The organism is Paraburkholderia flava, from assembly GCF_004359985.1.
GTDB classification, from domain to species: domain Bacteria; phylum Pseudomonadota; class Gammaproteobacteria; order Burkholderiales; family Burkholderiaceae; genus Paraburkholderia; species Paraburkholderia flava.
This window is the reverse complement of sequence record NZ_SMRO01000003.1, coordinates 133,104-155,638: the sequence shown is the minus strand read 5'-3', so window position 1 is coordinate 155,638 and position 22,535 is coordinate 133,104. Positions and strand designations below refer to the sequence as shown.

Annotated in this window: 22 protein-coding genes; 17 read left to right on the top strand and 5 right to left on the bottom strand. The window is 65.5% G+C overall.

The window, feature by feature from the left end; genetic code table 11:
• The first annotated feature begins 7 nt into the window (after nt 1–7).
• The 5 genes from flhB (at nt 8) to E1748_RS23120 (ending at nt 6,850) form a co-directional block, all read left to right on the top strand.
• Complete coding sequence (flhB, locus tag E1748_RS23140; RefSeq protein WP_133649620.1) at nt 8–1,228, top strand: flagellar biosynthesis protein FlhB; 1,221 nt, start codon at nt 8–10, stop codon at nt 1,226–1,228.
• Nucleotides 1,225–3,333, top strand: a complete 2,109-nt coding sequence (flhA, locus tag E1748_RS23135; RefSeq protein ID WP_133649619.1) for a flagellar biosynthesis protein FlhA — start codon at nt 1,225–1,227, stop codon at nt 3,331–3,333. Before flhB ends, flhA begins: the two co-directional genes overlap by 4 nt.
• Nucleotides 3,334–3,483: 150 nt before the next feature.
• Nucleotides 3,484–5,211 carry a flagellar biosynthesis GTPase FlhF gene (flhF, locus tag E1748_RS23130; protein WP_133649618.1) on the top strand — a complete coding sequence of 576 codons (1,728 nt, stop codon included), beginning with the start codon at nt 3,484–3,486 and terminating at the stop codon, nt 5,209–5,211.
• Nucleotides 5,204–6,088, top strand: coding sequence for a P-loop NTPase family protein (locus E1748_RS23125; RefSeq protein WP_133649617.1), 885 nt, complete (start codon nt 5,204–5,206; stop codon nt 6,086–6,088). The genes flhF and E1748_RS23125 overlap by 8 nt, the downstream gene beginning before the upstream one ends.
• A gap of 27 nt (nt 6,089–6,115) precedes the next feature.
• The gene (locus tag E1748_RS23120; protein WP_133649616.1) at nt 6,116–6,850 is read left to right on the top strand and encodes an RNA polymerase sigma factor FliA; all 735 of its coding nucleotides are present in this window, start codon (nt 6,116–6,118) and stop codon (nt 6,848–6,850) included.
• 31 nt (nt 6,851–6,881) lie between these two features.
• Here E1748_RS23120 and E1748_RS23115 read toward each other — a convergent pair whose 3' ends face one another.
• The 5 genes from E1748_RS23115 to flgA all read right to left on the bottom strand — a co-directional run bounded on the left by E1748_RS23115 (nt 6,882) and on the right by flgA (nt 10,123).
• Nucleotides 6,882–7,286 (bottom strand): type II toxin-antitoxin system HicB family antitoxin, encoded by a 405-nt coding sequence (locus E1748_RS23115; RefSeq protein WP_133649615.1) that lies wholly within the window; start codon nt 7,284–7,286, stop codon nt 6,882–6,884.
• On the bottom strand, nt 7,283–7,465 hold the full coding sequence (locus tag E1748_RS23110) for a type II toxin-antitoxin system HicA family toxin (protein WP_133649614.1): 183 nt from the start codon (nt 7,463–7,465) through the stop codon (nt 7,283–7,285). The genes E1748_RS23115 and E1748_RS23110 overlap by 4 nt, the downstream gene beginning before the upstream one ends.
• Nucleotides 7,466–7,755: 290 nt before the next feature.
• A complete protein-coding gene (locus tag E1748_RS23105; protein WP_133649613.1) occupies nt 7,756–8,196 on the bottom strand; it encodes a flagella synthesis protein FlgN in 441 nt (146 codons plus the stop codon).
• 103 nt (nt 8,197–8,299) lie between these two features.
• The gene (gene flgM / locus E1748_RS23100; RefSeq protein ID WP_133649612.1) at nt 8,300–8,644 is read right to left on the bottom strand and encodes a flagellar biosynthesis anti-sigma factor FlgM; all 345 of its coding nucleotides are present in this window, start codon (nt 8,642–8,644) and stop codon (nt 8,300–8,302) included.
• A 108-nt stretch (nt 8,645–8,752) separates the two neighbouring features.
• Nucleotides 8,753–10,123 carry a flagellar basal body P-ring formation chaperone FlgA gene (gene flgA / locus E1748_RS23095; RefSeq protein WP_133649611.1) on the bottom strand — a complete coding sequence of 457 codons (1,371 nt, stop codon included), beginning with the start codon at nt 10,121–10,123 and terminating at the stop codon, nt 8,753–8,755.
• Between the two features lie 257 nt (nt 10,124–10,380).
• On the opposite strand from flgA, the gene flgB reads away from it, so the two are divergent.
• The 12 genes from flgB to flgL all read left to right on the top strand — a co-directional run bounded on the left by flgB (nt 10,381) and on the right by flgL (nt 22,493).
• Entirely contained in the window at nt 10,381–10,869 is a 489-nt protein-coding gene (flgB, locus tag E1748_RS23090; RefSeq protein ID WP_133649610.1) for a flagellar basal body rod protein FlgB, read from the top strand.
• A gap of 68 nt (nt 10,870–10,937) precedes the next feature.
• On the top strand, nt 10,938–11,363 hold the full coding sequence (flgC, locus tag E1748_RS23085; protein WP_133649609.1) for a flagellar basal body rod protein FlgC: 426 nt from the start codon (nt 10,938–10,940) through the stop codon (nt 11,361–11,363).
• Between the two features lie 10 nt (nt 11,364–11,373).
• A complete protein-coding gene (locus E1748_RS23080; protein WP_133649608.1) occupies nt 11,374–12,087 on the top strand; it encodes a flagellar hook assembly protein FlgD in 714 nt (237 codons plus the stop codon).
• A 43-nt stretch (nt 12,088–12,130) separates the two neighbouring features.
• Complete coding sequence (gene flgE / locus E1748_RS23075) at nt 12,131–13,369, top strand: flagellar hook protein FlgE (RefSeq protein ID WP_133649607.1); 1,239 nt, start codon at nt 12,131–12,133, stop codon at nt 13,367–13,369.
• Between the two features lie 23 nt (nt 13,370–13,392).
• Nucleotides 13,393–14,151: a flagellar basal-body rod protein FlgF gene (gene flgF / locus E1748_RS23070; protein ID WP_133649606.1), complete on the top strand. Its 759-nt coding sequence runs from the start codon at nt 13,393–13,395 to the stop codon at nt 14,149–14,151.
• A 119-nt stretch (nt 14,152–14,270) separates the two neighbouring features.
• Nucleotides 14,271–15,059, top strand: coding sequence for a flagellar basal-body rod protein FlgG (gene flgG / locus E1748_RS23065; RefSeq protein WP_133649605.1), 789 nt, complete (start codon nt 14,271–14,273; stop codon nt 15,057–15,059).
• Between the two features lie 140 nt (nt 15,060–15,199).
• Complete coding sequence (flgH, locus tag E1748_RS23060) at nt 15,200–15,829, top strand: flagellar basal body L-ring protein FlgH (RefSeq protein ID WP_240766826.1); 630 nt, start codon at nt 15,200–15,202, stop codon at nt 15,827–15,829.
• A gap of 2 nt (nt 15,830–15,831) precedes the next feature.
• Nucleotides 15,832–17,004, top strand: coding sequence for a flagellar basal body P-ring protein FlgI (locus E1748_RS23055; RefSeq protein WP_133649603.1), 1,173 nt, complete (start codon nt 15,832–15,834; stop codon nt 17,002–17,004).
• 11 nt (nt 17,005–17,015) lie between these two features.
• Nucleotides 17,016–17,945, top strand: a complete 930-nt coding sequence (flgJ, locus tag E1748_RS23050; protein WP_133649602.1) for a flagellar assembly peptidoglycan hydrolase FlgJ — start codon at nt 17,016–17,018, stop codon at nt 17,943–17,945.
• 388 nt (nt 17,946–18,333) lie between these two features.
• Complete coding sequence (locus E1748_RS23045; protein ID WP_133649601.1) at nt 18,334–19,110, top strand: flagellar brake protein; 777 nt, start codon at nt 18,334–18,336, stop codon at nt 19,108–19,110.
• A gap of 126 nt (nt 19,111–19,236) precedes the next feature.
• The gene (gene flgK / locus E1748_RS23040; protein ID WP_133649600.1) at nt 19,237–21,261 is read left to right on the top strand and encodes a flagellar hook-associated protein FlgK; all 2,025 of its coding nucleotides are present in this window, start codon (nt 19,237–19,239) and stop codon (nt 21,259–21,261) included.
• A gap of 11 nt (nt 21,262–21,272) precedes the next feature.
• Nucleotides 21,273–22,493 carry a flagellar hook-associated protein FlgL gene (flgL, locus tag E1748_RS23035; RefSeq protein ID WP_133649599.1) on the top strand — a complete coding sequence of 407 codons (1,221 nt, stop codon included), beginning with the start codon at nt 21,273–21,275 and terminating at the stop codon, nt 22,491–22,493.
• Nucleotides 22,494–22,535: the final 42 nt, after the last annotated feature.

Below are 22,535 nucleotides of genomic sequence, written 5' to 3'. Positions count from 1 at the left end.
GAGCCTGGTGGCAGAGGACAGCGACCTCGAAAAGACCGAAGCAGCCACCCCCCGGCGTGTCCAGAAGGCACGCGAGGAGGGGCAGGTCGCGCGTTCGCGCGAGCTGGCGTCGTTCGCGCTGCTGTCGGCGGGCTTTTTCGGCACGTGGGCGCTCGCCGGTCCGATCAGTACCCATCTCACCGCGATGCTGCGCGGCGCGTTCATGTTCGACCACGCCGGCGCGTTCGACTCGCACCGCATGCTGATCGGCGCAGGCGTTGCCGGCCGCGAAGGCCTGTACGCGCTGCTGCCCATACTCGGACTGACCGGCGCCGCCGCGCTGCTTGCACCGATGGCGCTCGGCGGCTGGCTGCTGTCGACCAAATCGCTCGAAGCCAATTTCAACCGGCTCAATCCGTTGACCGGCCTCGGCCGCATCTTCTCGATCAACGGGCCGATCCAGCTCGGCATGTCGCTCGCGAAGACGCTGGTGGTCGGCATCGTCGGCGGCGTGGCGATCTGGCAGCGCCGCGACGAGATCCTCGCGCTGTCGATGCAGCCGCTCGGCACCGCGCTCGCGAGCGCGGGTCACGTGATCGCCGTGTGCTGTGCGATGACGGTGGCTGGCATGTTCGTCGTCGCCGCGCTCGATGTGCCGTACCAGATCTGGCAGTACAACAAGAAATTGCGGATGACCAAGGAAGAAGTGAAGCGCGAGCATCGCGAGAACGAAGGCGATCCGATGGTGAAGGGGCGCATCCGTGCGCAGCAGCGCGCGATGGCGCGCCGCCGGATGATGACCCAGGTGCCAAAGGCCGACGTCGTCGTGACCAACCCGACGCACTTCGCGGTCGCGCTGCAATACACCGACGGCGAGATGCGCGCGCCGAAGGTCGTCGCGAAGGGCGTGAACCTGGTCGCGGCGCGGATCCGCGAGATCGCCGCCGAAAACAACGTGCCGCTGCTCGAAGCGCCGCCGCTCGCGCGGGCGCTGTATCACAACGTCCAGTTGAACCGCGAGATTCCGGGCCCGCTGTACGGCGCGGTCGCCGAAGTGCTCGCGTGGGTTTATCAATTGCGCCGCTTCGGCAAGGAAGGTGGCGTCGAACCGACGGCGCCGACCGTATTCGACGTGCCGCCCGAACTCGACAAGGGCGCGGTCTCCGACGAAGAAGCGGCGGAAGAAGCCGCCGACGTGCTCGACGAAGGCAAGAACGAACGCAAAAACAAGCCGCGAGGTAACGCATGAGTACGCCACGGACCGGCGGTTTCCTGTCGCGGCGGCCCGACGCGCTCGCGGGCAACAACCTGCGCGCGCTCGCGGGACCGGTGCTGATCTGCATGATCCTCGGCATGATGATCCTGCCGTTGCCGCCGTTCCTGCTCGATCTGCTGTTCACGTTCAACATCGCGCTGTCGGTGATGGTGCTGCTCGTCAGCATGTACACGATGAAGCCGCTCGACTTCGCCGCGTTCCCGAGCGTGCTGCTGTTCTCGACGCTGCTGCGGCTGTCGCTGAACGTCGCATCGACACGCGTCGTGCTGCTCGAAGGGCATACCGGTCCGGACGCGGCCGGTCAGGTGATCGAGGCGTTCGGGCACTTCCTCGTCGGCGGGAATTTCGCGGTCGGTATCGTCGTGTTCATCATCCTGATGGTGATCAACTTCATGGTGATCACGAAGGGTGCGGGCCGGATCGCCGAAGTGTCCGCGCGCTTCACGCTCGACGCGATGCCCGGCAAGCAGATGGCGATCGACGCCGACCTGAACGCCGGCCTCGTCAACGAAGAGCAGGCGCGCAAGCGACGTCTCGAAGTCTCGCAGGAAGCCGAGTTCTACGGCTCGATGGACGGCGCGAGCAAGTTCGTGCGCGGCGATGCGATCGCCGGGCTGATCATCATGGTGATCAACATCCTCGGCGGGTTGATCGTCGGGATGGTGCAGCACGACATGAGTTTCGCGGCGGCGGGCAAGAACTACACGCTGCTGACGATCGGCGACGGTCTCGTCGCGCAGATCCCGTCGCTCGTGATCTCGACGGCGGCCGGCGTGATCGTGTCGCGCGTCGCGACCAACGAGGACATTGGTACGCAGCTCACGGGCCAGCTGTTCACGAACCCGCGCGTGCTGACCATCACCGGCTGCATTCTCGTGCTGATGGGGCTGATCCCCGGCATGCCGCACTTCGCGTTCGTGCTGCTCGGCGCCGGCTTGATCCAGCTCGGCCGTGTGATGAGGAAGCGCGCCACCGATCGCAAGACGGCGTCCGCGCTGGTCGACGTCGTGCCGGCCGCGATGACGCCGGTCGAAGGCGCCGAAGCCAGCTGGGAAGACGTGACGCTGATCGACACGCTCGGTCTCGAAGTGGGTTACCGGCTGATCCCGCTCGTCGACAAGAACTCCGACGGCGAACTGCTCAAGCGGATCAAGAGCATCCGCAAGAAGTTCGCGCAGGAAATCGGTTTCCTGCCGCCGGTGATCCACATCCGCGACAACCTCGAACTGCGGCCGAACGGCTATCGCATCGCGCTGAAGGGCGTCGAGGTCGGCGTCGGCGACGCGTATCCGGGTCAATGGCTCGCGATCAACCCCGGTCAGGTAACCGCCGCGCTACCCGGCACACCGACGCAGGATCCCGCATTCGGCCTGCCGGCGATCTGGATCGATACGAACCTGCGCGAACAGGCGCAGGTGTACGGCTACACGGTGGTCGATTCGAGCACCGTCGTCGCGACGCACCTGAACCATCTGGTCGTCACGCATGCGTCCGAACTGCTTGGGCGTCACGAGGTGCAGTCGCTGCTCGAACGGATGTCGAAGGACACGCCGTCGCTCGTCGAGGACGTCGTCCCGAAGACGCTGTCGCTGACGACGCTGCAGAAGGTGCTGCAAAGCCTGCTCGAAGAAGGCGTGCCGATCCGCGACATGCGCACGATCCTCGAAGCGTTGGCCGAACATGCGCCGAAGATGTCGGATGCACACGATCTCACTGCGGCCGTGCGGCTCGCGCTGGGTCGGGCGATCACGCAGCAGTGGTTCCCCGGCAGCGGCGACATGCAGGTGATGGGCCTCGACTCGAATCTGGAACGTGTGCTGTCGCAGGCGCTCGCGACCGGCGCGAATCCGGGTCTCGAACCGGGCCTCGCGCACACGCTGCTCACCGAAACCCAGAAGGCGATGACGCGCCAGCAGAACCTCGGCCTCGCGCCGGTGCTGCTGGTGCAGCATTCGCTGCGCGCGATGCTCGCGCGCTTCCTGCGCCGCAGCCTGCCGCAGCTGAAGGTGCTGTCCTACGCTGAAGTCCCCGACACCCGCAACATCAAGGTCGTCAACCTGATCGGCGGGCAGCACTGAAGCCGGCGGCCGCGCGCGCGGTCGCCGATCAGTCGAATTGCCTGCGTTTCCCCTCCCTTATCCATCGATCGTCGATGGGCGTGTTTCGGAATAATCGATGCATAGGGTAACGGTACGTTGCCGCTCCGATCATCTCGCCGGGAGTCCAGCTTGAACATCCGAAAATTCAGCGGTGCCACCACCCGCGACGCATTGCGTCTCGTGCGCGAGGCGCTCGGCCCGGACGCGGTGGTGCTGTCGAACCGCACCATCGACGACGGCACCGTCGAGATCGTCGCGCTCGCCGACAGCGAACTCGCGTCGATTGCGCCTGCTGCGTCCGCTGCATCCGCCGCTGGTGAGACTGCGATGGCTGCGCCGCGTGCATCCATGCCCGTCGGGGCATCCGCGAATCCGTACGCGAGCGGAATGCCGGACGTGTTTTCGTCGGTGTTCGGCGCAAGCCCGGAAGCGGGCACCGAACGCATGTCGAACAGCAACGCCGACGACATGTTCGCCGCGCCTGCGAAGGAACCCGCTGTGCGTCCGGATGCTGCTGCGTCGTCCGCACCGCGCACGCTCGCCGAATCGAATCCGTGGCTGATCGATCACGCCCGCAAGGTCGCCGTGCAGCAGACCGTGCACACGTCGAGGCATGGGACGTTGACGCCGGCCGTCGCGATGGCGAAGGGCATGGGCACGCCGGGCGAATTGCAGAGCCCCGCTGCCGAGACCGCCGACACGCCCGAATGGGCGCGCGAAGCTGCACAACTGGCTGCACGTCGTGCGGCGCAGCGCGTTGCGCCGACTGCGGCACCGATCGATACCGCCCGCCCCGCGACTTACGCATCCGCCGGCGCATTGCCCGCCGGTGCCGCAGCGTCGATGACCGAATCGATCAAGCTGCGCGTCGAGCAGGTCGTCAACGAAACCGTGATGAGCGAACTCGCGTCGATGCGCGGGATGATGGAAGAACAGTTCGCCGGCCTCATGTGGGCGGATCGCCAGCGTCGCGGTCCGACGCACGCCGCGCTGACGCGGCATCTGTTCGCGGCCGGCTTCTCCGCGCAGCTGGTGCGGATGATGGTCGACAACATGCCCGAGGTCGACGGACTCGACGCCGGCATGGAATGGGTGCGCTCCGTGCTCGACGCGAACCTGCCGGTGATGGAAGACGAAGACGCGTTGATGGAGCGCGGCGGCGTGTTCGCGCTGATGGGCCCGACCGGCGTCGGCAAGACGACGACTACTGCGAAGCTCGCCGCGCGCTGCGTGATGCGCTTCGGCGCGAGCAAGGTCGCGCTGCTGACGACCGACAGCTACCGGATCGGCGGTCACGAACAGCTGCGCATCTTCGGCCGGATTCTCGGCGTGTCGGTGCACGCGGTAAAAGACGGCGCTGACCTGCAGCTCGCGCTCTCCGAACTGCGCAACAAACACATCGTGCTGATCGACACGATCGGCATGAGCCAGCGCGACCGTCTCGTGTCCGACCAGATCTCGATGCTGTGCCGCGCGGGTCAGCCGGTGCAGCGTCTGCTGCTGCTGAACGCAACCTGCCATGGCGACACGCTGAACGAAGTCGTGCAGGCGTACCAGCGCGCGCCGGATCAGCAGCCGCTCGCCGGCTGCATCCTGACCAAGCTCGACGAAGCGACGAATCTCGGCAGCACGCTCGATACGGTGATCCGCTATCAACTGCCGGTGCACTACGTATCGACCGGACAGAAAGTGCCCGAGAACCTGTACGTCGCGACGAAGCAGTTCCTGATCAAGAGCGCGTTCTGCATTCCGCGCGAAAGCTCGCCGTTCGTGCCGCTCGAAGAAGACATTCCGCCGCTGCTGTCGGCGCTGTCGGCGCGTTCGACCGCCGATCTGCATGAGGTCCACTTTGGATAAGGTCGTACCCGACCAGGCAGAAGGACTGCGCCGGCTGCTGTCACGCAGCGGCGCGCGCGTGATCGCGGTAACGGGCGGTTCGCCGCGCGCGGGCTGCACGACGACTGTCGTGAACCTCGCGGCGGCGCTCGCCGGGCAGGGCAAGGATGTGCTCGTGATCGACGAGCAGCCGGGCGTGGGATCGGTCAGTGCGACGCTCGGTGTGGGTGGTACGCGCGGTGCCGGCGGCGCGGATAGTTTCGCAGCGCTCGCGCGTGGCGAAGTGTCGTTCGAACGGGCGGTTGCGCGGCATCCGCTGGGTTTTGCGGTGCTGGCCGCGTCGCGGGCGAATCGCGAACGCTGCACGCCCGCGCAACTGGCGACATTGCTACAGGGTCCTGCCGACGTCGTGCTGATCGACGCGCAGCTTGATCGCAACGGCGCGCTGTCGACGCTCGCGATGCATGCGCACGACGTGCTGATCGTCACGCGCGTTGCAGCGCAGGCGATCACCGACGCGTACGCGTGCATGAAGCGTCTGCATTACGAGCATGCGATCGCGCAGTTCCGCGTGCTGGTGAATCACGTGCAGAGCGTCGCGGACGCACGGATCGCATTTGAAAATCTCGCGGGTGTCGCGGGACGGTATCTGTCGGTTGCGCTGGAGGCGGTGGGCTGTATCGCCGCCGATGCGCGGATCGTGCGGGCGCTGGAGTTGTCGCGCTGTGTCGTCGATGCGTTTCCGTCGACGCCGGCCGCGCGAGGCTATCGGTACCTCGCAGCTGAACTGCAGTACTGGCCGATGCGGCCAGCGATGTCGTCGCGTGCGCCGAGGACGGCGAACGCGGCCGTAACAGCGGCGCACCGCGCCGACCAACCGTCCGCGCAACACGCGTAGCGCGCCCTCGCGGACAAGGGGATCACGATGTACAACGCTCAGGGAAAGATCTCCCAGGCTGACGTTCTGACGAAGTACGCGCCGCTCGTGAGACGGCTCGGGCTCCAGCTCGTCGCGAAGATGCCGGCGAGCGTCGACCTCGACGATCTGATCCAGGCCGGCATGATCGGTCTGCTGGATGCGGCGAGTCGCTACAAGGAAGACCAGGGCGCGCAGTTCGAGACATACGCGAGCCAGCGCATTCGCGGCGCGATGCTCGACGAACTGCGCAGCAACGACTGGCTGCCGCGCAGCCTGCGCCGCACGTCGCGCGAAGTCGAAACGGCCGTGCATCGCGTCGAGCAGCGCCTCGGCCGCCCAGCCACCGAAGCCGAGATCGCCGAGCATCTGAAGATGCCGCTCGACGAATACCAGTCGATGCTGCAGGACCTGCACGGCAGCCAGCTGATCTACTACGAAGACTTCGATCGGTCCGCGGAAGACGAGCCGTTCCTCGACCGCTACTGCGTCGATCACTCGGACCCGCTGTCCGCACTGCTCGACGACTGCCTGCGCTCGGCGCTGGTCGAGGCGATCGACCGGCTGCCCGAACGCGAGAAGCTGCTGATGTCGCTGTACTACGAACGCGGGATGAACCTGCGCGAGATCGGTGCGGTGATGGAGGTGAGCGAATCGCGCGTGTGTCAGTTGCACAGCCAGGCGGTGGCACGGCTGCGTACGCGGTTGCGCGAGATGGCGTGGGCGAATGCGGAAGCGAGCTGAGGCGGGTTGAAGTTCGGCAGGCCCGCTGACGCTATTCCATCTCGTGCTCGGCCGCGAGCGCGAGAAACGCCGAGCGCGACATGCCGCGTTCGGTCGCATAACGGTCGATGTCGTTGACGAGCACCTCGGGCAACGAGATGTTGATACGCACGGCTTTTCTCAGCACGGCGATATGCCGGACCGTGACGATGCCCCAGATCCATTTGTCGTAGTGCGGGTTGCGACGGTGTTCTTCGATCGGACGCCGAACGGGCAGCGGCATACCTTCGTCGACCAGCGTACCCAGATGGGCTTCGATCGCTTCCTTCACGTTCGCGTACGCTTCATCGAGCGTATCGCCGGCCGACACACAGCCCGGAATATCGGGGACCACGACACCGAATGCATGCCCGTCATCGCCGGGTTCGATCGCGATCGGAAAGGTCAGATTTTTCATTTGAAGCCAGCCTGTCTGAGGATACTGTTGAGCGTGCCGACAGGAAGATCCTTCTTCGGATGAGGGACCGTGACGAGGCCAGGCCTCACCAGGTGCCTGAAGTGATGATGGCTACCCGAGATTCTCACGATGAACCATCCATCGCTTTCGAGCAGCTTGACGACATCGGCACTTTTCACGCGGCATGACCCTTATGCTACACACGAATACACACCTTTTCCAGTGCGCCGAGGCGACTTGAGGGTGAGTAAGGGCCGCGAATTGCTATCCGGGATGGACACGCACGCAGACGCAGCCGGCCCGGTTATTTGACCGGGGGTGCGTCGGCGAAACTACTCAGCCGATCGGCCTGTATTGGGAGATAAGGTGGGTAGGCACGATGTGTCGTCGTGCAAATGAAAACGGCCCTTGCGGGCCGTTTTCATTTTTCATCCACGACGGAACTGCTACGTCGGGGCACCCCGGTGGGTTACACCCCGTATGCCGGAATCCGCCCGTCCGGCCCGTAGAAGCCGGTGTTCTGCGGCATCACCTGAAGCACTTCGAGCGCGCGGCGGTTGTAGTCCATCCGCGTGCGGATCAGTACGCCGTTGGTCGTGTTCTGGCTCCACGCGCGCTGCGCGGCCTGCTGCAGCAGCGACCACTGCGCGGCGATGCGCTTGTCGGCCTCGGCGGCGAGCGTCATCCCTTGCGTGCCGGCGGGAAAGCCCATCTCGGCGAGGCGCGCATCGCGCACCTGTTCGAGCGCGGCGAGCTGTTCGATCAGCTCGGTTTTCTTCTCGACGATCGGCGGCAGCAGCTCGAGCGGATGCGCGACCGTCAGTGCCTGCTCTTCGAGCGCGAGCACTGAGGCGAAGACTTCGACGCTCGCATGCTCGTCGATCAGGGTGGCCAGCAGGGCGTCTCTCATCGTTGTGACTCGCAAAAACAAACCGGCCCGCGTGAAGCACGCGGGCCGGATGGATGAATACCGTCCGGCGGCACAGCCGCCGGTGTGTAGAACGACGCGGCGTTTAGCTGCCGCTCGTCGGTGTCTTGTTCTGCAGCAGGTCGCGCGCGGTCTGCAGTACGCCGTCCGCGATCTTGCTCGAATCGATGGTCAGCGTGCCGTCCTTGATCGCCTGACGAACCGACTCGACGTGCCCCATATCGATATCCGCCGCGCCCGATGCCGCAAGGCTGCGCAGGTGTGCGGACAAACCCGACAGGTTCACGTTCGCGTCGCCCGACGCCGTCTGCGGGGCAGATGCTGTGCCCTGCGTGGCTGTGCCGGTGGTCGCAGCGTCGTTCTGCTGGGTGCGCGGCAGACCGTCTTTCAACGTCTGCAAGCTGGTGCTGGTGGTGGAATCGACTTTCACGATTGGCTTCCTGAACGATTTGATCGTGATAACGGCATGCACGAATCAAAACTTTAGCGCAACCGGTGCGCGCCGTCTGCAAACCGTCGTCCGGGCGGATGCGACCGTTCACAGCTGGATCTCCACCGTGGAGCCGTCTTTCACGATTCCGCTGATGATCTGGCCGCTGGCGGTCTTCACCCGCACCTGCTGGCCCGGCCCTGCGTTGTTCATCGCACTGCCTTCGGCGGAGATCGCGAAACCCTGTCCCTGCGCGACGACCCGCACCGTCTGTCCGATCGATACCGATGCCGAGCTGCGCAGCATGTCCTGACGCAGCGGCATGCCCGCCGCGACACGCGTCAGCGCTGCCGCTCCGACGGCCTGTGACGGATCGGTGACGATCGCCATCGGCAGCACGGTGAGATCGCCGTCGCGCGCGACGAGATCGGCGGAGGTCAGCACGTCGCCGGGCGCGAGCGCGCGCGCGGCCAGATAGTAGGTCGCGTGGATCGACACCTTCGTCTGTAGATAAAGCGTCCACGGACGTTCGCCTGCACAGCGTACGCCGACGGTCGTGCGGCCCCACAGCCGGGCGCCGGTCGGCATGAACGGCGACAGCGTTGTGCACGCGGCGAGTCCGCGCGGAAACACCGGCGCGACGGTGATCTCGACCTTGCCTGGCAGTCCGGCTGCCTGCTGCTGCAACCACGCGAGCGCAGCGCGGCGGATCGTTTCGCCGTCCTGCATCGCGGGTGCGCCGGCAGGTGATGCGTTGACAGTAGCCGCGACGGGTTGCGACACGGGTGCGGTTTGTTTGAGCGCGGCGGGCTGCGGCTTCAGCGCGGCGACTTGAACAGGTAGCACCGCACGCGCTGGGTTCGCGGCGATCGGCGCGGCCCGCACGCCGGGTTGTGCGGTGGCCGGCGCGACCACGACCGGCATCACGTCGCGCGACGAGGCGGCCAGGTTCGCGCGAACGATGCCGGCAGGTTCGGGAAGGATCGGCGGTTCGGCAGCGGCTGGTGTGAAGCTCACACGGCGGATCGCGGGTGCGGAGGGAGTTACCGGTGCCACGGGCATTGTCGGTGCCACACGCGTTACCTGTGCCACAGGCATTGCCGGCGGCAGCACACGCGTTGCCTGTGCCACGACATCGCCGGTGCCCGGAATCACGATCGCGCCGCTCGCATTCGCGGCTTGCGTGAAGCGATCGTCGCTACGCGGTGTCGACGGACCGAGCGCAGCGGAAAGCGCAGCCGAAGAAGGCATCGAAGCCGTCGTCTTCGCGGGTGCGGCGCTCGTCATGTGATTCGCCAGCTCGGCGAGTGCGGCCGGATTCTTTTCACCGGGTCCGGGGATCACGATCGGACCGCCGCTGTCCTGCGCAAAAGCAACCGAAGGCGCGACGACGAACAACGGTAACCCCAGCGCCGCGATGCGCAGCAGCCGCGCCGCGCGACATGCGCGGGACCGGACAGCGAGAGCGGACTGGGACATGGGTTCTTTCTCCGTCGACATCGAAACCAGCAGCGGACAACACAGCCGCAGACAACAGTACGACTTGCATTCTAGAGACGCGGCCTCTCGCGCAAACGTCGAATAGAGGGCGCCTTCCCCGGTTATTCGTCCGATTGCCGCTTGCGTCCGGCTCATAAGATGCACGTCATGGCAAAAGGCCTCTGCGGTATGCGTCGGGTGCGGGAGTACGCATCGCGTCGCCGCACAAGGCTTTAAACCGTTCCCCGGAGAGATCGATGCTGGACAAACTCGATGCCGAATTCGCCTTTGGACGCCAGGCGCTCGATGTGCGTGCGTACCGTCAGGAACTGCTGTCGTCGAACATCGCGAACGCCGACACGCCGGGCTACAAGGCTCGCGACGTCGACTTCGCGACGTCGCTGGCCGGCGCGCTGAAGAACAGCGGCGGCACGCCGGGCGCGTCGAACGCTGGGCCGCTCGCGATGACGCAGCCGGCCGGCGTGACGAGCGGCATGTCGATGGTGTCGACGCAGCCGGGTCACATGACCGGCACGTCGCGCCTCGTCGCAACCGGCGGTCCGAGCGACGACTACGGCACGCCGCAGTACCGCAATCCGACGCAGCCCTCGCTCGACGGCAACACGGTCGATCTCGACACCGAACGCGTGCAGTTCGCGGACAACGCGCTGCACTTCGAATCGGGGATGACGGTGCTGTCGGCGCAGATCAAGTCGATGCTGTCGGCGATCACGTCGGGCTCGTAAGTGCACATCGATCAAGCGAAGCCGCACCCGGAGCAACGCAAGCAAGAGACCACACAGAGAGACCAGCCATGCCATCCCTGATGAACATCTTCAACGTCGCGGGCTCGGCGATGTCCGCCCAGTCGCAGCGGCTCAACGTCACGGCGTCGAATCTCGCGAACGCGGACAGCACGACCGGCCCCGACGGCCAGCCGTACAAGGCGAAGCAGGTCGTGTTCGCGGTCGATCCGCTCGGCGGCGCGCGCACCGCATCCGGCCAGCAGGTCGGCGGCGTGCAGGTGACCGGCGTGATCGACGATCCGTCGCCGATGAAAACTGCCTACGACCCGGGCAACCCGGCCGCCAACGCCGACGGCTACGTAACGCTGCCGAACGTGGACCCGGTCGAAGAAATGGTCAACATGATTTCGGCGTCGCGCTCGTACCAGGCCAACGTCGAGACGCTCAACACCGCGAAACAGCTGATGCTGAAGACGCTCACGATCGGTACCTGAGGAGAACCCCGTGACCACCCAGACCACTATCGGCAACAACGGCACGACCGTTTCGCCGACGTTGCTCGACACGATGAACGGCACGAGCAGCTCGAGCAGCAGTTCCAGCACGAGCAGCGCCACGTCGGGCAGCGATCTGCAGAACACATTCCTGCAGTTGCTGATCGCGCAGATGAAGAACCAGGATCCGACCAACCCGATGGACAGCTCGCAGATGACGTCGCAGCTCGCCGAGATCAACACGGTGACCGGCATCAGCCAGCTGAACACGTCGCTGACGTCGCTCGCGACGCAGCTGTCGGCGAGCCAGCAGCCGCAGGCGTCGCTGCTGATCGGTTCGACCGTGCTCACGCCGGGCAGCACCGTGTCGGTTGCGAGCGGCAAGGGCACGCCGTTCGGTCTGCAGTTCACGAGCGATGCGTCGAACGTGCAGGTGTCGGTGAAGAACTCGGCGGGGCAGATCGTCGAGACGATCAACCTCGGCAGCGTGAAGGCCGGCTCGACGCCGTTCTCGTGGACGCCGAGCGATGCGTCGGGCACCGCGCTGCCGGACGGCAACTACACGATTTCGGCGACCGGCACGGTCAACGGCAAGGCCGGCACGGCCACGACGCTGTCCGCGTCGACGGTGGCGAGCGTGGTCCAGCAGGCCGACGGTTCGACGGGCCTGCTGCTGTCCAACGGCAGCACGATCGGCCTCACGCAGGTCGGCGCGATTCTCTAACGCTTTCTAGCGCTTTTCAGTTACATCGGATACGGAGACCGTCATGGGTTACCAACAAGGTTTGAGCGGGCTGGCAGGTGCATCGAACGATCTGGACGTGATCGGCAACAACATTGCGAACGCGAACACGGTCGGCTTCAAGCAGGGTCAGGCGCAGTTCGCCGATGTCTACGCGAACTCGGTCGCGACCGCGGTGAACACGCAGATCGGCCTCGGCACACGACTCGCGTCGGTGCAGCAGCAGTTCTCGCAAGGCCAGATCACGGTGACCAACCAGGCGCTCGACGTCGCGATCAACGGCAACGGTTTCTACCAGATGTCGAACAACGGCTCGCTCACGTATTCGCGCAACGGCGTGTTCCAGCTCGACAAGAACGGCTTCATCGTCAGCTCGGACGGCCTGCAACTGATGGGCTATGCAGCGAACTCGAACGGTGTCATCAACACCGCGCAGACCGTGCCGCTGCAGATCCCGACCGGCAACATTCCGCCGGTCGCGACGAAGACCATCACCGCCGGCCTGAACCTGAACGCACAGGACACGGTGCCGACCGTCACGCCGTTCGACCCGACCAGCAACAAGACCTACAGCTACTCGACGTCGACCAACGTGTACGACTCGCTCGGCGGCTCGCAGCAGGTCAACATGTATTTCGTGAAGTCGGCGACCGGCACGTGGGACGTGTACGCAGGCACGGCGACCGGCACGACGTCGAAGGTCGGCACCGCAACGTTCGACACGTCGGGCAATCTCACCGGCACGACCGACGCCGCCGGCGCCGCGACCACGCCGCCGCTCACGTTCAACTTCACGATTCCGAACGCCGACGGCTCGGCGACGCCGCAGGCGCTGCAACTCGCGATCGCCGGCACGACGCAGTTCGGCAGCCCCGACGGCGTGACCAAGATGCTGCCGGACGGCAACTCGGCCGGCACGCTGACCAACTTCACGGTCGGCACCGACGGCACGCTCACCGGCAACTATTCGAATGGCGCGACGCAGGCGCTCGGTCAGATCGTGCTCGCGAACTTCGCGAACCAGAACGGCCTTGTGAATCTCGGCGGCAACCAGTACGAAGCGACTGCGTCATCGGGCGTCGCGCAGATCTCGACGCCGGGCAGCACGAACCACGGCACGCTGCAGGGCGGTGCGCTCGAGAACTCGAACGTGGATCTGACGAGCGAACTGGTGGACCTGATCACCGCGCAGCGCAACTATCAGGCGAACGCGCAGACGATCAAGACACAGCAGACCGTCGACAGCACGCTGATCAACCTGTAAGCGCCGGACCGACCGAGCACATCATGGACCGCCTGATCTATACCGCGATGACGGGTGCCACGCAGGCACTCGAACAGCAGGCCGTGGTCGCGAACAACCTCGCGAACGCATCGACGACGGGTTTCCGCGCGCAGCTGGCCACCTTTCGCGCCGTGCCGATGAACTTCGGCGACGGCACGCAGGGCGGCACGGACACGACCCGTACGTTCGTGCTCGCGTCGACGCCGGGCGCGGACTACACGCCGGGTCCGCTGCAACGCACGGGCAATCCGCTCGACGTCGCGGTGCAGGGTCCGGGCTGGCTGGCCGTGCAGACCGCCGACGGCAACGAGGCGTACACGCGCGCCGGCAACCTGCACGTCGACCAGAACGGCCAGCTCGTCAACGCTTCGAACCTGCCGGTGATCGGCAACGGTGGCCCGCTGTCGGTGCCGCCGGGCGCGGAAGTGACGATCGGCAAGGACGGTACGGTGTCCGCGCTGGTGCCGGGCGACCCGCCGACTGCAATCGCCGTCGTCGATCAGTTGAAGCTCGTGAACCCCGATCCGTCCGCATTGCAACGGGGCGACGACGGTCTCTTTCACACGGTCGACGGCAATCCGGCGGACGCGGATCCGAACGTCGTGCTCGCGCCGGAATCGCTCGAAGGCAGCAACGTGAACCCGGTTGCGGCGATGGTCTCGATGATCACCAACGCACGCCAGTTCCAGATGCAGACGAAGCTGCTCGAATCCGCCGATACGAACGAGCAGGCCGCGAACCAGCTGCTCAACTTCAGCTGATGAAGTAACGCAGCAACGCAGCAACGAATAAAGAACGAACGGCGGCGCGGCGCACGAGCATCGCTCCACCGGATTCACCCAGACTTACTCAGTACCCAGGCCCAGCCAGGAGAAACACCGTGAACCGCTCACTGTATATCGCCGCCACCGGCATGAACGCGCAGCAGGCGCAGATGGACGTGATCTCGAACAACCTCGCGAACGTCAGCACGAACGGCTTCAAGGGTTCGCGCGCCGTGTTCGAGGATCTGCTGTATCAGACCGTGCGGCAACCGGGCGCGAACTCGACGCAGCAGACCGAACTGCCGTCCGGCATCCAGCTCGGCACCGGCGTGCAGCAGATCGCGACCGAACGTCTGTACACGCAGGGCGCGCTGTCGCAGACCGGCAACTCGAAGGACGTGGCGATCAACGGGCAGGGCTTCTTCCAGGTGCAGATGCCCGACGGCACGCTCGCGTACACACGCGACGGTTCGTTCCAGACCAACCAGCAGGGGCAGCTCGTCACGTCGAGCGGTTATCAGGTGATCCCGGCGATCACGATCCCGCAGAACGCGACGGGTCTGACGATCGGCAGCGACGGCACGGTGTCGGTGACGCAGGCCGGGTCGAGCAACAGCGTGCAGATCGGCGCGATCCAGCTCGTCACGTTCATCAACCCGGTGGGCCTCGACGCGAAGGGCGAAAACCTGTTCGCGGAGACGTCGTCGTCGGGCACGCCGAACGTCACGCAGCCGGGACTGAACGGCGCGGGTTCGCTGAATCAGGGATACGTAGAAGGATCGAACGTCAACGTCGTGCAGGAACTGGTGAACATGATCCAGACGCAGCGCGCGTACGAAATCAACAGCAAGGCCGTGACCACGTCCGACCAGATGCTGCAGACGCTCAGCCAGATGCCAGTATAAAAACGGCACGAGAGCAGTCGGGGAATATCCGCAAGGTAATCAAGATGTCGCACTTCATCCGTACTTCGCGCCAGGTAGCACGTTCCGGGGCTTTCGGCCTCGGGGCGGCGACGCGGCTCGTCGCGGCCGGACTCGTCGTCATGACGTTCGGCGGCTGCGCGCTCGTGCCGAAGCAGCCGATCACCCAGCAGCCGATGACGGCCTATCCGCCGGTGCCGCCGCAGGCGCAGACGCCGGGTTCGATCTACAACCCGGGCTACGCCGGCCGGCCGCTGTTCGAAGACCAGCGCCCGCGCAACATCGGCGACATCCTGACGATCGTGATCCAGGAGAACATCAACGCGACGAAGTCGTCGGGTGCGAATACCAACCGCACGACCGCAACCGATTTCAGCGTGCCGACCGCAGGCTTCCTCGGTGGACTGTTCGGCAAGGCGAACCTCGCGGCGAAGGGCGACAACACGTTCAACGCGGCAGGCGGCGCGAACGCGTCGAACACGTTCAACGGCACGATCACCGTCACGGTGACCAACGTGCTGCCGAACGGCAATCTCGCCGTGAGCGGCGAGAAGCAGATGCTGATCAACCAGGGCAACGAATTCGTCCGCTTCTCGGGCGTGGTCAATCCGAACACGATCTCCGGACTGAACGCGGTGTTCTCGACGCAGGTCGCGGACGCGAAGATCGAATACTCGGCGAAGGGCTACATCAACGAAGCGCAAAGCATGGGCTGGCTGCAGCGTTTCTTCCTTAACGTGGCGCCGTGGTAATCATGAACTTCGCTCGTCTTTTCTCATCGCTGCATCGCTCGCTCGGATTTGTCTGCGTGGGCCTCGCGCTGGCCGGCGCGGTCGCGCCCGCCGCACACGCCGAGCGCCTCAAGGATCTCGTGTCGATCCAGGGCGTGCGCGACAACCCGCTGATCGGCTACGGCCTCGTCGTCGGCCTCGACGGCACCGGCGACCAGACCACGCAAACACCGTTCACGACGCAGACGCTCGCGAACATGCTCGCGAACCTCGGCATCTCGATCAACAACCAGTCGGCGGGCGGCAGCAATTCGGGCACGTCGTCGCTGTCGACGATCCAGCTGAAGAACGTCGCCGCCGTGATGGTCACCGCGACGCTGCCGCCGTTCGCGCGACCCGGCGAAGCAATCGACGTGACCGTGTCGTCGCTCGGCAATGCAAAGAGCCTGCGCGGCGGCACGCTGCTGCTCACGCCCTTAAAGGGCGCCGATGGTCAGGTCTACGCGCTCGGCCAGGGCAACCTTGCGGTCGGCGGTGCGGGTGCCGGTGCGAACGGTAGCCGCGTGCAGGTGAACCAGCTCGCGGCAGGGCGTATCACGGGCGGAGCGATCGTCGAGCGCGCGGTGCAGAGCGCAGTGTCGCAGGGCGGCATGATGCAGCTCGAACTGAACGACATGGACTACGACACCACGCAGCGCATCGTCGCGGCGGTGAACAACGCGTTCGGTAGCGGTACGGCGACCGCGCTCGACGGCCGCACGATCCAGCTGCGCGCGCCGGCCGGCAGCGAACAGCAGGTCGCGTTCATGGCGCAGTTGCAGAACCTCGACGTGCGGCCCGCGCTGGCCGCTGCGAAGGTGATCCTGAACGCGCGCACCGGCTCGATCGTGATGAACCAGATGGTGACGCTGCAAAGCTGCGCGGTCGCGCACGGCAATCTGTCGGTCGTGATCAACACGACGCCGGTGGTGAGCCAGCCGGGCGCATTCTCGAACGGTCAGACCGTGGTCGCGCAGCAGTCGCAGATTCAGTTGAAGCAGGACAACGGCGCAGTGAAACTGCTGTCCGCCGGCGCGAATCTCGCCGAAGTGGTGAAGGCGCTCAACGCACTGGGTGCCACGCCTGCGGATCTGATGTCGATACTGCAGGCGATGAAAGCAGCGGGCGCGCTGCGCGCCGACCTTGAAATCATCTAAGGAAGACGACGATGAACAACTCGGATCCTTCCCGCACCGCCAACGACCTGACGCAGCGCTTCGCGCTCGACGTGCAGGGTTTCGACGCGCTGCGTGAGCAGGCCAAGGCATCGCCGCAGGCCGGTATGAAGATGGCCGCGCAGCAGTTCGACGCGGTGTTCACGCAGATGATGCTGAAGAGCATGCGTGAAGCGACGCCGTCCGACGGCCCGTTCGATTCGCACGACAGCGCGACGTTCACGTCGATGCTCGACCAGCAGCTGTCGCAGCAGATGTCGTCGAAGGGGATTGGCGTCGCGGACGCGATGCTGAAGCAGTTGATGCGCAATTCCGGTCAGGGCGGCGACGCGGACTCGGGTAACAACGCCGCGCTGAACGCGCTCGCGAAGGCGTACGGCAACAACGCCGCGAACGGCGCGCTCGCATCGGGCAAGGGCTACTCGGCGAACAGCGCATTGACGCCGCCGCTGCGTGGCGACGGCACGTCGCAGAAGGTCGATGCGTTCGTCGACAAGCTCGCCGCACCGGCGCAGGCCGCGAGCGCGGCGACCGGCATTCCGGCGCGCTTCATCATTGGCCAGGCCGCGCTCGAATCGGGCTGGGGCAAGAGTGAGATCAAGAAGACCGACGGCTCGTCGAGCCACAACGTGTTCGGCATCAAGGCGACCAAAGACTGGACCGGCAAGACCGTGTCCACGCTGACGACCGAGTACGTGAACGGCAAGCCGCAGCGCGTCGTCGAGAAGTTCCGCGCGTACGACTCGTACGAAGCCGCGATGACCGATTACGCGAGCATGCTGAAGGCGAATCCGCGTTACGCGCAGGTGCTCAATTCGTCGCACGACGTCGCCGGTTTCGCGCACGGCATGCAGCGCGCGGGCTACGCGACCGATCCGCACTACGCGAAGAAGCTGATTTCGATCATGCAGAAAATGGCCTGAAGGATGGGCCACGAAGGGCGGTGTCGACACGACACCGAAGCGGGGTTCGCGATGCAGTCCATACGAGGAAAGCTGAACGAGGCAGGAATGCGACGGGGCCATGTCGCTGTACAAGACGGGACCGCCGGCCGTCCCCGTGACGGTCGGCCTAACCGCATCGCTCGAACCTGTCGCACGCGTTGCCCCCGGCCGGCAGGCGCCTTGCCGCCCAAATGGTATGAAATATTTAGCGAGAATCCCCTAAACTTTCGCTGCCCGCTGCCGCTAATCAGGAAGACCCGACGACCGGAAGGCTTCGCTGCCATTCCGGCCGAACGCGCGCGGCAGCCTGTCCGGGAATTCAGAGGCATGGCTGCGCGTGCGCATGACCACGCACACCGGCAAGCCCATGGATACTACCCAGTCGACCGGCCAGAACGAAGCCATCAGCCCACCGGACGCCCCGCTCGAACACGACGATCGCGATTTCGGCCGGCGCAATCCGCTGGAGATCGGCGTGCAGCTGCGCAATCTCGTGAATCGCGGCGACTTCCTGACGGTGCAGTACAAGGGCGGCCAGCTGGTCACGCGGATTCTCGAAGTCGACGTGCGCAGCCGCACCTTCACGTTCGACTGGGGCGCGCTGCAGGATGCGAACCACACGTTGCTCGCCGCGCCGCGCTGTCAGTTCCGCGCAGCGCCGGAAGGCGTGCGTATCGAGTTCTCGACGCCCGCGCCGCGCGAGCGCAATTTCGAAGGACTACCCGCATTCGAAGCCGACTTCCCGGACGTGCTCTATCACGTGCAGCGTCGCGAGTATTTCCGCGTCGATGCGCCGGTGCTCGATCCGTATGTCTGCCGTGGCTGTCTGCCGGACGGCGACACGTTCCGCTTCGAAGTGCACGACCTGTCGCTCGGCGGCGTGGGCGTGCGCACGACCGACACCCGCGCGGCCGAACTGCCGCTGGGCGTCACGCTGCCCGACGTCGAGTTGAGCCTGGGTTCGCTCGGCACGCTGTCGCTCGATCTGCAACTGGTGTCGCACCGCGCGGTCGCCTTGCCGAACGGCATGCAGCGCCATCAGCTCGGACTGCGCTTTCTCGCGCTGCCGGGCAGTGCAGAAAACACGCTGCAACGACTCATCACGCAGCTCGAAATGAAGCGCCGGTCGCTCGTACGCGCATAGCGCGATGCCGGCGCGCAAGCCGCGCCGGCCCTCAATTTTCCCGCCGCCGCGCCGATATACAGAAAGTTCACGCAACGCGCCGGGCTGCTGCTTCCGACGCTCGCCATTCCCATTCCAGGATGACGCATGTCCAGCAACCTCTTTAACATCGGCCTCAGCGGGCTCAACGCCGCGCAATGGGGACTGTCGACGACGGGACAGAACATCAGCAACGCGACGACGCCCGGTTATTCGGTCGAACGTCCCGTGTACTCGGAAGCGAGCGGTCAGTACACCGGCTCCGGCTATATGCCGGGCGGCGTGACGACGACGACCGTGCAGCGCCAGTACAGCCAGTATCTGACGGCCCAGCTGAACAGCGCGCAGTCGACGGGCGGCTCGCTCAATACGTACTACACGCTGATCGCACAGCTGAACAACCTGGTCGGTAGCCCGACCGCCGGCATCTCGACCGCGATCACGAGTTACTTCACCGGCCTGCAGGGCGTCGCGAACAGTCCCGCCGATCAGGCTGCGCGGCAGACCGCAGCCAGCAACGCGCAGACGCTCGCAAACCAGATCAACGCAGCCGGCCAGCAATACGACCAGCTGCGCGCGAGCGTCAACACGCAGCTGTCGAGCACCGTGTCGCAGGTCAACAGCTACACCGCGCAGATCGCACAATTGAATGCGCAGATCACGACCGCGAGCGCCTCCGGCCAGCCGCCAAACCAGTTGCTCGACCAGCGCGATCTCGCGGTGTCGAACCTGTCCCAGCTCGTCGGCGTGCAGGTCGTGCAGAACGGCAGCAGCGAGAGCCTGTTCATGAGCAACGGCCAGCCGCTCGTGCTCGCGGACAAGAGCTTCAATCTCGGCACGGCGACCTCGCCGGGCGACCCGACCGAACAATCGGTGACCTATCTCGGGCTCGCCGGCGCGACGCCCGCACCTGCACCGCAGACCCTGTCGGACGACAGCGTCTCGGGCGGCACACTCGGCGGCCTGCTGCAGTTCCGCAGCCAGACACTCGATCCGGCCGCCGCGCAGCTCGGTGCGATCGCGACCAGCTTCGCCGCGCAGGTGAACGCACAGAACGCGCTCGGTATCAATCTGTCGGGCAATGCCGGCGGCAATCTGTTCAGCGTCGGCAACCCGACGATCTACGCGAACCAGAAGAACACCGGCGGCGCGACGCTCGGTGCGACGCTGACGAACGCCGCGCAACCGCCGACGAGCGACTACACGCTGGGGTTCGACGGCACGAACTACACGCTGACCGACAACGAAACGTCTGCAGTGGTCGGCTCCGGAGCGAGCCTCGCCGCGTTGAACACCAATCTCGCGACGAACAAGGTCAATCTGCAGTTCTCGGTGACCGGCACGATGAACGCCGGCGATTCGTTCACCGTGCAGCCGACGCGCGGCGCGCTCGACAACTTCGCGTCTACCGACAGCACCGGCGGCTCGATTGCGGCGGCGGGCCCGGTGCTCGCGAGCAAGGGCAACACGAACAGCGGCGCGGGATCGATCACGCAGGGCACGGTCGGCACCGGTTATTCGCTGCCGACCGGCACGACGACGCTGACCTATGACAACACGACGACGCCCGCGCAGTTCACCGGCTTCCCGCCGAACTCGGTGGTGACGATCGCCGGTTCGCCGCCGACCAGCATCACGATCAACGCGGCGGGCACGACGCCCGTGCCATACAACCCGGCCACCGGCGCGACGCTGACGATCAACAGCGCGACGACGCCCGCGCCGGCCGGCTCGATGAATGCGGTGACGGTGACGATCAGCGGCACGCCGAACAACGGCGACACGTTCTCGATCGCCAGCAACACCGGCGGCGGCAACGACGGCCGCAACGCGCTCACGATGTCGAACCTCGTCACCGCGAAGGCGCTGAACGGCGGCTCGAACACGCTCACCGACGCGTACGCGAACTACGTGAACACGATCGGTAACCAGACGAACCAGGTGCAGACGCAGAACAAGGCGCAGGCCTCGCTCGTGTCGCAGATCACGTCCGCGCAGCAGTCCGTGTCGGGCGTCAATACCAACGAAGAAGCAGCGAACCTGCTGCAGTACCAGCAGCTGTATCAGGCGAACAGCAAAGTTATCCAGACCGCGTCGACGCTGTTCCAGACGCTGCTCGGCATTTTCCAGTGAGGCGTTGAATCATGCGCATTTCGACGACGCAGTTTTTCACGATGAACGTTCAGCAGATGAACGATCAACAGAGCGCACTCGCGCAGTTGTACCAGCAGCTGTCGAGCGGCGTGAGCCTCGCGACGCCGTCGGACAATCCGCTCGGCGCCGCGCAGGCGGTGCAGCTCAGCATGCAGGGCGCGACGCTGTCGCAGTACGCCGACAACCAGACCACGGCCGCGTCGTCGCTGCAGGCCGAGGACTCGACGCTCGGCAGCGTGAGCAGCGTGCTGACCAACATCAACACGCTGATCGTGCATGCCGGCGACGGCTCGCTCGGCAACTCCGACCGCAGCGCGATCGCGACGCAGCTCCAGGGACTGCGCAGCCAGTTGATGACGCTCGCGAACTCGACCGATTCGCAGGGCAACTACCTGTTCTCCGGATTCCAGACCACGGCCGCGCCGTACAGCGTGGACGCGAGCGGCTCGGTGATCTACACCGGTGACAGCGGCGACCGCACCGTGCAGGTGTCGGACACGCGCAACATCTCGACGGCGGACAACGGCGCATCGGTGTTCCAGAGCGTCGCGACCGCCGGCACCAGCTCGGTTCCGTCGGGCAGCACGTCGAACACCGGCACCGGCGTGATCGGCGCGGTCACCACGACGAATGCCGCGAGCGCGACGAACTCGCACACGTTCTCGATTTCGTTTTCGAGCGGCACGACCTACACCGTGACCGACCAGTCGACGACCCCGCCGACCGTCAGCCCGCCGCAGACGTTCGCCGCAGGCTCGGCGATCGCGCTGGGCGGCGGTCAGTCGGTGGCGATCACCGGCGCGCCGGCGGCAGGCGATTCGTTCACGGTCCAGCCGGCCTCGCAGGCAGGCACCGACGTGTTCGCGACGATCGATCAGCTGGTTGCCGCGTTGCAAACGCCGGTGACCGGCACGACGTCGACCGCGACGCTCGCCAACGCGCTGACGACCGGCATGGCGAAGCTGACGAACACGCGTAACAACGTCGTGACCGTGCAGGCATCCGTTGGTGGCCGGGAGCAGGAAATCGCGGCACTGCAGACTGTCACGCAGACCAACTCGCTGCAGACGCAAAGCAATCTCCTGGATCTGACGACGGTCAACCTGACGAGCATCGTCAGCCAGTACACGATGGAACAGAACGCGTTGCAGGCGGCGCAGGAAGGGTTTGCGAAGATTCAGAATCTGTCGTTGTTTAATTATCTGAACTGATCCGCACGTATCGACAGCGTATGAACGCGGCCGCCTTCGGGC